Genomic DNA, 13255 nt, shown 5'->3' with positions numbered 1-13255 from the left:
CGTTCATTTGACGTTTGGCGAATGGTTTCACGTAGGCGGAGGGATCAGCCTGACATCATGACCCAACCCACCGATCTCGCGCCCCCAATAATGCGCACTGGCACCGGCTTCCATCGCCACCAAGCACCTCGGTAACCTGGCATTAAACTCAAGGAGTGACCTCTGCGTAGTTTCTTCCGAAAAAAAGCGTGACCTGATTGATCTGCTCCGTGCAGCCGGAAAACGTTCTTCGCCAAATCCAGGCCCCTCATACTATTCTCTTCCACAGACGCCTCCATCCAGGTTGTTTGCAATCCCAACATGGCACTCCGAGCCCAGCGGAGGCGTCCACACCTTCAGAGCTAAACGGCCCTCTATTTTTGATGTCACAGATGTCCGAGCCATTTCGAGAAACCGGAACGTTGGCGAAAATTGCATTGCCGTCGGCACCCACAAGCTTACAATCAGGCGCGACAATGCCATCCGCGTTTCCCACGTTTTAATCCCGCAGAGAAACTCAGTCAGCCTTAGCGTTTGGCGCGATAGGGCCGCCGGTTTCAGGAATGGGGCTTCCCGCGCGCTCTGCGCGGGAAGCCCAGTTTGGCAGATAATCTATCTGCGAAAACCGGCTGCGCCTCAGCACTGCATCCGGATTTCGTTTATCGTGCGTTGAGAGTCAGCCCTTGCCCAGTTTTGCCAGCACTGCAGCAGCGTCCTCGATGCCGTCATCTGCCGCTATTTTCAGCCACTTCATGGCTTCTTCCTGGTTCGGTGCAGTGCCGTATCCGTTCAACATAGCGACGCCATAGTGATAGGCTCCCAGCGAATAGCCCGCCAAAGCAGCTTGATGCACCCAGTAGGTTGACTTCTCTGGGCTGCGTTCGGTACCCAATCCGTTCTTATAGGCATGCGAAAGCATGATCATTGACGGTTCGTTACCGCTTTCGGCGTAAGTTTCCATCAAATCTAGGGCCTGCTTGGCAGCCGGGCCACCGCCCTTCTGGATTTCGTAGTTGACCCAACAGATCATTCCGATCCGGTCGGGATGTGCCGCAATGTTTTCGGCCAGTCTCGTGGGACCGTCTTCTTCGGGGTTAAGACTTCCATACTCGTCCGCCGTCACCGGGGACATGCAAATGCAAAAGAGAGCTGCGGCCGCGATCCGTTTCATTTTTGAATTCCTCCTATGGTCCGCCTTAACCCAACCAGATCCCCAACGGATTTGGGTCATCACTTTGTAAGAAAGTTGTAAGATCAGAAAGGCGGCGTGAAACGGTATCCGATGCCGCGGACGGTTTGAATGATCTTCGGGTTTTGCGGATCCCTTTCGATCTTTCGGCGCAAAACCGACACATATTGATCGAGCGCACGGCTGTTCGGGAAATAGTCCCGCCCCCAACACGTGTCGAACAACATATCCCGCGACACTGGGCACCCGGAATTTTCGAACAACAACCGCAGGATAGCGAGTTCGCGGCTGTTGAGTACGGTTCTGATCGCGCCCCTTATCGCGGCCAGTCGAGACGTGTCGATCCATAAATCCGCCATCTGGAACCCGTCCGCTGGTGGCGCGGTATGGCTCAACCGGCGCGCCATAGCCAGGACGCGAGCTTTTAGCTCGCCGGGATCAAATGGCTTGGAAACGTAGTCATCGGCGCCGATTTCAATCCCCAGACGCCTGTCGATCGGCTCGCCGCGGGCGCTCAATATGAGGATCTGTGTTTTGGGCGAGATTTGGCGAAACCTTTTGCACAAATCCAATCCGTCGAGACCAGGAAGAACGACGTCTAGAAGCACGACGTCAAATGGCAGTACCTCGAACGCGCCGAGGGCGGCATGACCATCTCCAAACGTTTCACACGCAAATCCTTCGACGCTCAACAGATCCGCGAGGCCGTCTCGAAGAGCCGGATTGTCTTCGATGATCTGAAGTCTCATGCTGGCACCGTCGTTTCGCTGGTTCTGGCAGCGGAGGGGATCTTTTCGATCGGCAGGACCAGCAAGAACCAGCTCCCTGCTTCATGCAATTTGAATTCAAACTTTCCACCGGACGCTTTGGCAAGCGTGCGGCAGGGCTCTCAAGCCAAGCCCGAAGCCCTGCAAACCGTCATGCCGGGGCGGCGTTTGGGGTCCGGTGTCGGACGCCTTGAGATATAGCGTCGTGTCCCTGGTCCAACACTGAAGCTGCACCTGCGAACCGGTGGCATGTTTCCGGGCATTGTCCAGCATGTTGAGCAGAACCTGCTCAAACGTCCGGAGGTCGAAGGTAAGCGGTTCCGGGGCTCTCAGGTCGCGCTGCACGTCAATCGCGTCGTGTAAGAGCGGTCCGTATTGCATGATCAACCCATCGACGATCTCATTCGGAATTGACGCCCTAAGCCGGCCCGGAACCGCTGTATCATTCATCGACAGGGCCAGGGCGTTGTCCACGATCCAGCCGAGGCGGGTCGACTCCTCTGTAATCACAACGGCATTTGCCTGTACTTTGGCGCTATCGAAATTGTGCGCCTGGAGCAGGTCGGCAAAAAGACGAAGGCTGGAAAGCGGTGTACGCAATTCGTGAGAAATCTCCGACAGCACATTGGTCCGATACTCAGCCGAGCGGACGCGCATGCGATGCGCAGACAAGAGGGCGAAGGCCACAACCGCCGACGCCAGCAGTGTCGGTGCAATTATGGCTACAACAGGTCTCCAGCTGTTTTGGTGTGGACAGGATAGTCCACTGCAACAACAGTTCCGCTGAATGGATCGGGCAACATGGCAACTGCCCGGGCGTGCGCGGGTTCGACGAGAGCGGGGGCGACCAAATCGACAAGCTGGCCCGCAGGCAAGGCAATCTCGGCAATCGCCCGCAACCAGTCTGCATGCAGAAGCAGGCAAATCGTTCGCTCACCGAACACCCGGCAGGCAATCGCGCGAATATCCCGGTCGCGGATTGAGCCGACCCAGCTTACCCGCGACCGTATTGCCACCCGGCGCGCGGCCAGCAAGCGCAAGGCGTCCCGTCGTAACGCGGTGTCTTCGGAAAAGCCGCAATTCCTGCGCTTCGGGAAAGAGCAACGCCCCGTTTGCATCATAAATGGCAACCATTTCAACCGGGTCATCCGATCGGTAGAGGTTCCGTATCGCCTCGATTGCCCCGGCTTCGAAACGCGCGTTTATGTCCTCCATTCTTTCTGTAATCGCGTCATCGACCTGCTGAACGAGCTTTGCCGCCTGACGCTTCGCGTACCGCTCTTCGGCAATTCGTTGTGCCTCGGCGTCGGCGACGTTTTGTGCGTCAGCATACCAGACGCCGAGAAGCGCCAGGGTCAGCAGCGGAATAATCGCCAGTCCGGCCAAGACCGGTCCCGAGCGCTGCATCGTCAGTGCAGCAATTCTGCCAAGGGCATTCGTCATCTCATTTAGGTTAACACATCGCCAAGCCTCGATAATTACGATCTTCGTCGTGCACGAGACGTCAACTTACAGTGTTCATTTGGACAGCGGATACCAGCGGTATGATCGAAATCGCCCAACCCGCAATCGAATGGGAAGCCCGGATGGCGAGGCATCGACACCGCTTGATACTTATGTTGCCGCAGATGGCTATGTTGAGGGGGTTGCCATATTCTGGAACGGCGATGCCAAGGCGGGTCGAAGCGCGTTCAGTTAACGGTCTTTGGGTCGTAGATTCGAAGCTAGCACTTTCGTCGAATGTCGCCCCGATGAACGGAAATGTACTCTTTCGCACATGCGCGCGCTTCTTACCATTCTTCTGATGGTTCTCGGTTCATTGTCGGCCAAGGCCGAACCCTTGCCGCGCGAAAAAATCGAAACCTATATTCGCGCTCCATTTTCGCTCGGCGAGGAGTTGAACGAGGACGGTGTCTACAGCCTATTGAACTCTGGTGGGATCGAGGCCGGATATGTGTTTGAATCCGAACCTTTGGCCCCGATGCCCGGATTTTCTGGCGCCCCGATCAATCTGCTAGTTGTGTTGGATCTAGAAGGCCGTTTCATGGACGTCCAGCTGATTGAGCATAATGAGCCGATCTTCGTCTCCGGGCTGGGTGAAGCCCCGTTCCACAAGTTTTTTGAGCAATATGGCGGCCTGTCGATCTCAGATTCTATCGTTGTCGGCACGCCGTATGGAGACGCGGCTACAGGCTCACAACTCGTTTATCTCGACGGCGTCACCAAAGCGACAGCCAGCGTACGTATTGCCCATGAATCCGTGATGGGCGCAGCCCTCGCCGTCGCTCGCGAAAAGATGCAAGGGCTCGCCACCGTACCTCCCGCTTACCCAAACACTGAATATGAAGAGGCCCTGACCTGGCAAAACCTGGTTGATCAGGGCATCGCCACGAACAAGGTGATTGCCAACGCCGAAGTAGACGCACTGTTTGAGGGAACCCTATGGGAGGATGACGACCCAGAGGCAAAGGACTATCCGGATGGACTCTACCTGAATCTTTGGATCGTAGATCTTGGTCCCAAGTCAATCGCCCGATCGGCTTTGTCCGAAGATAGCTATGAGGAACTTCAGAGCTTCATGGAAATCTCGGACAATGATGAGCCAATTCTGCTGATCGAAACCGCGCGACATGGTCTGGTCAGCGAAGGCTTTGTCCGCAACACTGCGCCCGACTGGATCTCGGCCGAGCAGGATGGGCTGCCTGTCGCATTGCGCGATGCGGACCTTTTCGTTGAATTGAACGACGGCTTGCCTGATGGGACGGCCATGATCCTGCGCACTGATCGACGCTTGGGCTTCGACCCGTCGCGTCAGTGGGTCCTGAAGGTTCTGGCCGTTCGTGAACATGGCATGTTCCAACCTGAAACCGGATCAGTCACGCTCGAGGTTCCACACATTACGCCCGAACGGTTCTTTGTCCATCCCGTTCAGATCAAACCTGCGCCGCCGTGGCTTGAAGCCTTGAGAAACCGCCGAACCGACATGATTATCCTGGGCGTATTTCTTGGAGGAATTGTAACTGCGCTGAGCTTTCGTATGAAATCTTTTGCCGCGCATCGTTGGTTTACACCCCTGCGGCTTGGTATTCTGGCCATTCTAGTGGGCTTTGTCGGCTGGTGGGGGCAAGGTCAGTTATCCATCGTGACCGTGCTGGGAACCGTGAGAGCTGCGATCGACAGGGGAAGTTTTGCATTTCTGCTTTATGATCCGTTCTCGTTGTTGATCTGGGCGGTCTCTATCGTCGGTTTCGTAGCGTGGGGGAGGGGTCTTTATTGCGGCTGGCTCTGCCCGTTCGGTGGTCTGCAGGAATTTACGCATCATGTTGGCAAGGCTCTGGGTCTGCCACAGATTGAACCTTCACACAAATGGGATCGGCGCTTGAAGTGCTTGAAGTACATCATGCTTGCCGGCCTTGTTGTCGTAGCCTTCGTCGCCCCCGATCAGATCGACAAAGCTGCCGAGATCGAACCCTTCAAGACCGCCATTACAACCTTCTTCATTCGCGAATGGTTCTACGTCGCCTACGCAGTGTTCTGGTTGCTGCTGGGAATGGTCCTGTTCAAGGGCTTCTGTCGGTATTTGTGTCCGCTGGGAGCCTTTATGGCGATCGGTGGTCTGTTTCGCGGGCGGGACTGGATTGAGCGCCGTGCCGAATGCGGCTCTCCTTGTCAGCTTTGTAAGGTCAAATGCAAATACGGCGCGATCAAGAAAACTGGCCAGATCCAATATGATGAGTGCTTCCAATGTTTGGACTGCGTTGCCATCCATGACGACGAACAGCGCTGCGTCCCGCTGATTGTGGCAGCCCGACGCCAAACCAGAGAGGTGGCTGCGCAATGATGAAACGCCGCCGCTTCCTCGCCATTTCAGCTGCCGCGCTCGCCACACCGGCTCGTGCCCAAACCACTCTCTGGCGCGGATATGCAATGGGGGCTGAAGTCAGCTTGACCCTCGACGCGGACCCCGCAACTGCGGCACCCGCTTTAGCTCAGCTACAGAGAATTCTGGGCCAGTGCGAAGACCTCTTCAGCCTATACCGCTCAAGCTCAACTATATCTCGTCTGAACCGCGCGGGGTACCTAGTTGAACCCGCGCCGGATTTTTTGCGGCTACTTGAGGCCTGCGATGAGGCCTTCAGAGTAACAGAAGGCCGGTTTGACCCGACGGTTCAACCCCTTTGGTCGGCCGAAGCAAATGCGCAATTGGCCGTCCGGGCGCGGCAATTGATCGGCTGGGATCGCGTTCGTTTTTCTTCCGACCAGATTACGCTTGGCCCGGGTCAGGCACTGACCCTGAACGGCATCGCACAGGGCTACGCCACGGATCAGGTCGCACGAGCACTTCGGAAATCCGGATGGTCAAAGGTTCTCGTGAATATCGGCGAGTATTATGCAGCGGGACGGTATTGGATGCTGGGATTATCCGATCCTGACCATGGGATCGTTGACACACTCGCGCTGAAGAACCGTGCTGTTGCAACTTCGAGCCCCAATGCCTTGCGCCTGCGCTCCGGACAGCCCCACATTCTGAATCCGAAGGGAAACCAAGAGCCGCAGTGGTCAACCGTCAGTGTTCAGGCCGCTGATGCGACATCGGCAGACGCGTTGTCGACAGCATTGTGTCACGCAACTGCGGCTGAGATAGAGGACATGCTGGCACGCGCCCAAGGTAATCCGACCGCAAGTTGTGTCAGTTGGGACGGAACCCTGACAACCTTTCCGAGGTATATGAAATAGCCCCGGCACAAGTTCCGGGGCTATTTGTTTTGAAGGCGTTGTTGTTTCACATACGAGCTGCGACCGCGCGACTGGTCATGACATTTACAAGATGCGGGCGGTAATCCTTGCTGCCATGCAATTCCGCAATCAAGTTCATCGGATTGAGCAGCAGATCCATCAATGCACCCGGCCTGAACTCCTTGTTTAAAGCTTCTTCCGCCTCGAACCAGCGAAACCCACCATCTTCACTAGCTCCAGTGACCGCCACGCGAACCCCATCAGCGAACCGGACAAGGAACACACCAACCAGCGCAAATCGCGACACCGGTTGCCGGAACTCCTGATAACTTGACGCCTACGTCACAGAGCCATTCCATGTAACACGGTCGATCATAAGCGCTTACCACTCAAGTGAAATCACGTTGGCAACGCCCTCAATAGCTGTTTCAGTCTTTGGGCATCGATCGGCTTATGGATCAGAGTCAGCCCGTTCATGTTGCATGTTTCGATCACATCGGGCGACCTGTTGGCCGAGATTATACACGCTGGAACAGTGCCAAACTCGACGTTTACGTTACAGACAGCGTCGATCCCGCTCTTTTCATTATCAAGCTGGTAGTCTGCAATAATCACGTCAGGGGAAATCTCAATTTCGCGCAACAAGTCAATCGCCTGATGTTCGCTTGCGCATTCCAGAACATGAACGCCCCACGCCTCCATGGTCATTGTCAAAGCGTTTCTGAGGTCTGCATCATTCTCGATCAGGAGGACAATCGTATTAACCAATTGACCGGAGTTTCCACCTTCCAATTCGACAGGTTTTTCATTCGCCGGGCTTTGTACCTGCTCAAGCGGTACTTCAACGGAGAATACCGTGCCTTTTCCCAGTTCGGACTTCAAACGGATAGGGTGCTGCAGCAACCCACATGCCCGTTCTACGATCGCCAGACCCAGACCCATACCTTCGGTCGCGCTGGCATCTGCATCTAAGCGCTGAAATTCGTGGAACACGATGTCTGTCTGATCGTCAGCAATCCCAATACCCGTGTCCCAGACTTCTATCGCTACGAAGTTCTTGCGACGACGCACTCCCACTAAAACCTTGCCTGAATCAGTGTAGCGAATGGCGTTTGACAGAAGATTTTGAAGAATGCGTTGTAGATAGCTAGCATCGCTTTTGACCAGCAATTCAGCAGTAACAAACCGAAGCTCCAAACCCTTGGACTGCGCGACCGGCCGAAACGCATCTTCCAGTTGCGAGAACAAATCCTTTAACGACACTGCCGACACGTGGGCAGTTGCGTTGCCGGAATCAAGCTTGGAAATATCGAGCAGGGCCTCGAGGATTTGTTCTACGCTGCTGAGTGCACTTTCCGTCTTTGCGGCGACGATCTGGGTGTCGTTTTCGCTAAGACCACTACCCAAATTCGCCACATAAAGCTTGGCCGCAGACAAAGGTTGCAACAGGTCATGGCTGGCCGCTGCCACAAAGCGGGATTTTGACGCATTGGCGCGTTCCGCCTCGTTCAACGCATCCGCCAGTTCGACAGTACGCGAGGCAACCCTTTGCTCCAACAGCGCCTTTGCCTCGTGCAGCGCTTGCGCCGATTGCCGTTCGGCGGTCACATCCGTGAACGACATCACGAAACCCCGGTCGGGCATTTCCTGTGCAAATGCGGACAGAATCTTGAAACTGCCGCTGTGCATCTGGAATTGTAACGGCGGTCGCTCGGTCTGTCTGTTTACCCAAGCGATAAGGTCGGCATCCGACATACCCACTTCAAAGCTGATACTTGCGCTCAAACGGTCGGACAGCGTTTCAAACTGCGCGCCCATCTGAAATTGTGCGATCGGAATCGCCAACAATTCGCTAGCTCGGTTGTTCCAGCCGATCAGTCGCTGCTTGTTATCAAAGATGCAGACACCCTGATCGATATGTTCCAAGGTCGCGCGTATCAGACTTGCCTTATCATCAAGTATGCGGTCCCGCTCCTGCCGCTCGATGCGCATGATGTCCGTTACATCAGTCTGCAGGATGACCGTGCCACCATCAGGCGTGCGATGTTCCGAGACCTGTGCCCATCGGTTGCCGCTGAGGCGCACGTTGAATACCGCGTGATCGTCAGCATGTCGTGCCATGCGGCGACTTACCCAGTCTTGCGGTGTGACTGCTTCTGGCAAAGACAGGTAGTCCGATCGACTGACAAGCTCGACATATTCGGTAAAATGCAGCCCGGGTGCGAGCTTATCTTGAATATCCGGCAAATGCATACCGAACCGGCTGTTACACAGCACTAGTCTTTCATCGAGATTGAATAGCGCGAAACCTTCCCGCACCGTTTCGATCGCATTCGCCAGGTCAGCGCGCGCCGCTTCAGTCTCCTGATTGGCGTGAGCCAGTCGGGCATTCGATTCATTCAGAAGTTCCAGCGCCCGCTCCAGATCACGTGTACGCGCGCGTACTTCCTGTTCCAATAGGGCAGCGCGCTGAAACTGTGCATAGGCAGCGCCTGAGGCATCAGTCGACTCTTCAACCCTCCGCATGAGCGCCGTCGTAATCTTCCGCAGCTTTTCGTTCTGTCGCTCAAGGGAATCGTTGTGATCGATTAGTGTGTCAATCATCGTTCAGCGCTCGTCCGGAGGATAGATCGCGACCCCGGTCAATGTCTGATTAACATGGATCGAATTGTACTGCTCACCATACGTCGAAAACCCGACTACGTGATTGTCCGACAAGACTTTCGATATCGCGCCGGTCATTTGTTTTTCCTGCGCCTCCAGCCTGCGCAAAATACAATCACAGCCCAAAATTGTATCGGGCTGCGCATTTTGAGTCAGGGCTGAGATTTCCTTTTCAAGATGAGAGACCATATCCATCGGTTCGGCCAGCGTCAGAACCAGACCTTCATCAATCGCCGAAAAGAATACAAGATCGCCGTTGCCCGCGACCTGCTGGATGGCGCGCACATGGTGCTGCCCGCCGATCTGCACGACAACGGGATGCGCGGCAAAGGTAAAGGTTGTGAGTTGCTCGGGGTCCTTTCCAAGGATGCGCGCGTACTCACGTGCTGCAGGTTCTGCATTGATTTCTCGTACGATGCGTTTCGTGGGATCCGCGTCAGTAACCACCATGCGCTTCGCGGTGGGAACCAGGTGATCGGATTTGAAAACCTGGATCGGGCAGCGCGTCCTCACTTGCGTTAAGATAGCTGCGTTTTCAAGCGCCTGACCGTCATATAGCACAAATGTACAATCAAATTGCGTCCCATCTCCCGCAGATCCACCAAAAAGCGGAACGGGCCCTAGCCCGACGGCCAATTCGGATGTCAGCGCGTCCTCTTTTGTCGATAACCCGTCGATCATTAGGAACGTGAATTCGTGTTGCCAATCGGGTTTATCCTCTATCATCGCGTTGCGGTTTCGGATCATCTCATCAATGATTTCCTGCGTCACGAAATCGTCCAAATCAGGCACCAGAATGGTGCGTGTTTCGAAATGCGATTTTGGAAGCCCAACCGCGACAATCTGATCCTCGGTATATCCGTTCCCGGTCAGTTCGCCGGCTGTAGTGCACCCAACGACCGGCGTAGGAGCGAACCTACGAATTGCTTCGGTAACGACGGAGGTCGCATCGGTGTTAGAAGTGACGAACAAGATGACAATCGCGAAGTCTTGCGCACCCAGAAGGGTGGCAAGTTCTTGTATTGGTTCATCCGTGTCGAAACGTACAAATGCCGTTTTAACGATGCCTGGCACATGGTCACGGGTCGTTGCCCAACCGACTGCTTGGTCCATCGTGCCTCCTCCCTAGAGCGCGACGATCTCTGAGAGTATGCCGCTTAGCCCGACTCTTGCAAGACGCTGGCAAAGGATGCCTTCTTGGCTGTCAGAACCGCCTGTGTCCGGCTCTGAGCCCCCAGCTTGCGCATGATGGCGGTGACATGTGCCTTAACAGTTGTCTCGGCGATGGACAAATCGTAGGCGATTTGCTTGTTCAGCTTACCTTCGCAGATTAGTTGCAAAATCCGCCCTTGCTGATTGGTCAACGTCGCCAAACGGTCGACAGCGTTGCGATGTTCGTCATCTTCATCCGCCTCGATCAGAACACAGCCTTGGGGCAAGAAAATGTCGCCGGAATGTACTGCCACGAAAGCCGCTCGAAAGACATCGCGTTGGCTGTGTTTAGGCACATATCCGGCGGCACCTGCGTGAATGACCTGGCTGACCACCCTATTATCCGCCAGCGATGACACAACGATGACCGGGGCGTCAGCAGCTGTTTTTAGACGCACCAACCCCTCAAGCCCGTCGACGTCTGGCAAGTTTAGATCCAGCATCACTACATCGGGCTTCAGCCCATTAGAAATCAGCTCCAACGCTTTCTCAAGCTTTTCGGCCGTGTGGATTTCCCCGATATGCGCCATGTTTTGCAGAGTGATTGACAAGGCATCGCAGAACAGCGGGTGATCATCGACGATCAGCACATTCTCGAAATCATTTTGCGCGGTTATTGCATGCATGGATATTGGCCTCTGCAATCGAATTGCCCCAAGCCTACTAAGCCTAGCAAGTTTGTTAGACCGCGCATATTGTCAGAAAGTTGTATATTCAAAACGCGCGCCTGGAACGGCGCGCGTATTGGGGTCTTATAAGGGTTGGGATCAGTTCGCCGCTGCAAATTCTTTCGGTAGGCGGAATGTCCAAAGGGTGCCACCTTGGTTAAGGTAGTTGACCTTCTTGGCCACTTCACCACCCCACAGCGGAACCGCGCCACCCCAACCGGAAATGACCGAGACATACTGTTCGCCATCCTGCTCCCAGGTGATTGGTTGACCGACAACGCCGGACCCGGTCTGGAACGACCAGAGTTTCTCGCCGGTTTCGTCATCCAATGCGATGAATTCGCCCTCTGGGGTGCCAAAGAACACCAACCCACCTGCGGTGGTCATCACACCTGACCAAAGCGGCGCATCATTCTTGAACTCCCATTTCCATTCACCGGTATCCGGGTCGATGGCCTTGAGCGATCCGATATGGTCCTCGTAGTTTGGCTTGATGGTGAACCCGGAACCTAGATAGGCCGCGCCCTTCTTGTAGGTGATCGGTTCATTCCAGATATCCATGCCCCATTCGTTCGACGGCACGTAAAAGTTGCCGGTGCGCTGTGAGAAGGCCATCGGCATCCAATTCTTGCCGCCCAGAAAGGATGGCGACGTGAATACTACCTCGCCTTTCTTACCATCCGCAGCTGCTGTTGGATCACCTGGGCGATTGTCTTCTGCATAGATTGGACGTCCGGTCTCATCCACGCCCGACGCCCAGGTGATATCCTTGACAAACGGTTCCGCCGAGACGAACGCCCCATCTTCCCGGTTCAGGACATAGAAGTAGCCATTGCGATCAGCTGTAGCATAACGCTGATTACCTTCTCGGTCGGTATAGGCGATAACTTCGTTTACACCGTCATAGTCCCATCCTTCGCGAGGCGTGGATTGGAAATGCCATTTGATTTCGCCTGTTTTAGGGTCGATTCCAATTCGGCTAGCCGCGTAAAGGTTGTCGCCCGCGTTTCCATCCGTTGGCGTCCCTGCATTGCGCAACCAAGAGTTCCACGGCGAAGGGTTGCCTGACCCAAAGACCAGTGTATCGGTGTCCGCATCATAGGAACCTCCTAGCCAAGTCGCGCCACCACCCGTCTTCCACATGTCACCAGGCCAGGTCGCGTTCAACTCGCCTGTCATGGTGCTTTCTTCACCGTTCAGGGTACCCATATGGCCTTCAATTACCGGACGGGTCCAGACGATGTCGCCTGTATCAGCATCGCGGGCTTGCACTTCACCAACGATCCCGAATTCACCGCCTGAGTTGCCCGTGACAATCAGTCCGTCCACGATCAGTGGGGCCGCGGTGTAGGAATAACCGGCTTTGTAATCCGCAATTTTGTCGCGCCAAACTACGTCACCGGTTTTCAGATCCAGCGCCACGATCCGCGCATCCAACGTACCGAAATAGATCTTATCGCCATAGATCGCCGCACCACGGTTGACCACGTCACAGCAGGGCAGAATACCTTCCGGCAGGCGCGCATCGTATTGCCAGACCTCTTTCCCGGTCACCAGATCAATCGCGTAGAGGCGCGAGTAGGAACCAGTGATGTACATCATGCCGTCATAGATCAGCGGCTGGGTTTCCTGACCGCGCTGCTTCTCACCCCCAAGGCTAAAGGCCCAGGCTGGAAGCAGGTTATCCACGTTTTCCTTGTTGAGCATGTCCAGTGGGCTATAGCGCTGCAAGTGGCGCCCCATGCCGTTGGTGACGATCTGAGTGGTGATTGATTGGTCGTTCGCCAGATCGTCTTCGGTAACTTCTGCGTAGGCTGCGCCTGTTGCGATCACGCTTGCAACCGCCGCCATGATAAACCGGCTCATCGGTGTCCTCCCTAGACTTGAGTCGTTCCTCCACGCCGCTTCTCCGACGAGTCGGGATTGCTGGCGAGGGTATTATTCTCGGACAGGGTCGCCGGTTAAATTGCACAATGGTCGTAGGGAGCGCGTGGTGTTTCTCAACTGGGTTGACACAACTTTTCTTGTTCCGAAGTGGC

At 55.2% G+C, this 13255-nt stretch carries 10 protein-coding genes and 2 pseudogenes; 2 read left to right on the top strand and 10 right to left on the bottom strand.

What is annotated here, in order from left to right; genetic code table 11:
- The 5 genes and pseudogenes from AB1E33_RS20170 to AB1E33_RS20150 all read right to left on the bottom strand — a co-directional run.
- A pseudogene (locus AB1E33_RS20170) lies at positions 1-278 on the bottom strand (IS110 family transposase); the annotation flags it as partial.
- Positions 279-655: 377 nt separating this feature from the next.
- Positions 656-1150: a tetratricopeptide repeat protein gene (locus AB1E33_RS20165; protein ID WP_372579053.1), complete on the bottom strand. Its 495-nt coding sequence runs from the start codon at positions 1148-1150 to the stop codon at positions 656-658.
- Positions 1151-1233: 83 nt separating this feature from the next.
- Positions 1234-1917: a response regulator transcription factor gene (locus AB1E33_RS20160; RefSeq protein ID WP_372579052.1), complete on the bottom strand. Its 684-nt coding sequence runs from the start codon at positions 1915-1917 to the stop codon at positions 1234-1236.
- Between the two features lie 96 nt (positions 1918-2013).
- Positions 2014-2622, bottom strand: a complete 609-nt coding sequence (locus AB1E33_RS20155; protein WP_372579051.1) for a sensor histidine kinase — start codon at positions 2620-2622, stop codon at positions 2014-2016.
- A 246-nt stretch (positions 2623-2868) separates the two neighbouring features.
- On the bottom strand, positions 2869-3378 hold the full coding sequence (locus AB1E33_RS20150) for a hypothetical protein (RefSeq protein WP_372579050.1): 510 nt from the start codon (positions 3376-3378) through the stop codon (positions 2869-2871).
- 334 nt (positions 3379-3712) lie between these two features.
- Between AB1E33_RS20150 and AB1E33_RS20145 the strand changes: the two genes are divergently transcribed.
- Together AB1E33_RS20145 and AB1E33_RS20140 are read left to right on the top strand one after the other, a co-directional pair.
- On the top strand, positions 3713-5776 hold the full coding sequence (locus AB1E33_RS20145; protein ID WP_372579049.1) for a 4Fe-4S binding protein: 2064 nt from the start codon (positions 3713-3715) through the stop codon (positions 5774-5776).
- On the top strand, positions 5773-6672 hold the full coding sequence (locus tag AB1E33_RS20140; RefSeq protein ID WP_372579048.1) for an FAD:protein FMN transferase: 900 nt from the start codon (positions 5773-5775) through the stop codon (positions 6670-6672). Before AB1E33_RS20145 ends, AB1E33_RS20140 begins: the two co-directional genes overlap by 4 nt.
- A gap of 46 nt (positions 6673-6718) precedes the next feature.
- Here AB1E33_RS20140 and AB1E33_RS20135 read toward each other — a convergent pair.
- From AB1E33_RS20135 to AB1E33_RS20115, 5 genes and pseudogenes are all read right to left on the bottom strand, one after another.
- Positions 6719-7006: pseudogene (locus AB1E33_RS20135) on the bottom strand (FAD binding domain-containing protein); the annotation flags it as partial.
- Positions 7007-7071: 65 nt separating this feature from the next.
- Positions 7072-9276, bottom strand: coding sequence for a hybrid sensor histidine kinase/response regulator (locus AB1E33_RS20130; protein WP_372579047.1), 2205 nt, complete (start codon positions 9274-9276; stop codon positions 7072-7074).
- Between the two features lie 3 nt (positions 9277-9279).
- The gene (locus AB1E33_RS20125; RefSeq protein ID WP_372579046.1) at positions 9280-10449 is read right to left on the bottom strand and encodes an FIST N-terminal domain-containing protein; all 1170 of its coding nucleotides are present in this window, start codon (positions 10447-10449) and stop codon (positions 9280-9282) included.
- A gap of 44 nt (positions 10450-10493) precedes the next feature.
- On the bottom strand, positions 10494-11174 hold the full coding sequence (locus AB1E33_RS20120) for a response regulator (protein WP_372579045.1): 681 nt from the start codon (positions 11172-11174) through the stop codon (positions 10494-10496).
- A gap of 141 nt (positions 11175-11315) precedes the next feature.
- A complete protein-coding gene (locus tag AB1E33_RS20115; RefSeq protein WP_372579044.1) occupies positions 11316-13082 on the bottom strand; it encodes a PQQ-dependent methanol/ethanol family dehydrogenase in 1767 nt (588 codons plus the stop codon).
- Positions 13083-13255: the final 173 nt, after the last annotated feature.

This window comes from Ruegeria hyattellae (genome assembly GCF_041537925.1).
GTDB lineage: Bacteria > Pseudomonadota > Alphaproteobacteria > Rhodobacterales > Rhodobacteraceae > Ruegeria_C.
This window is presented reverse-complemented; position numbering and strand designations above follow the sequence as displayed.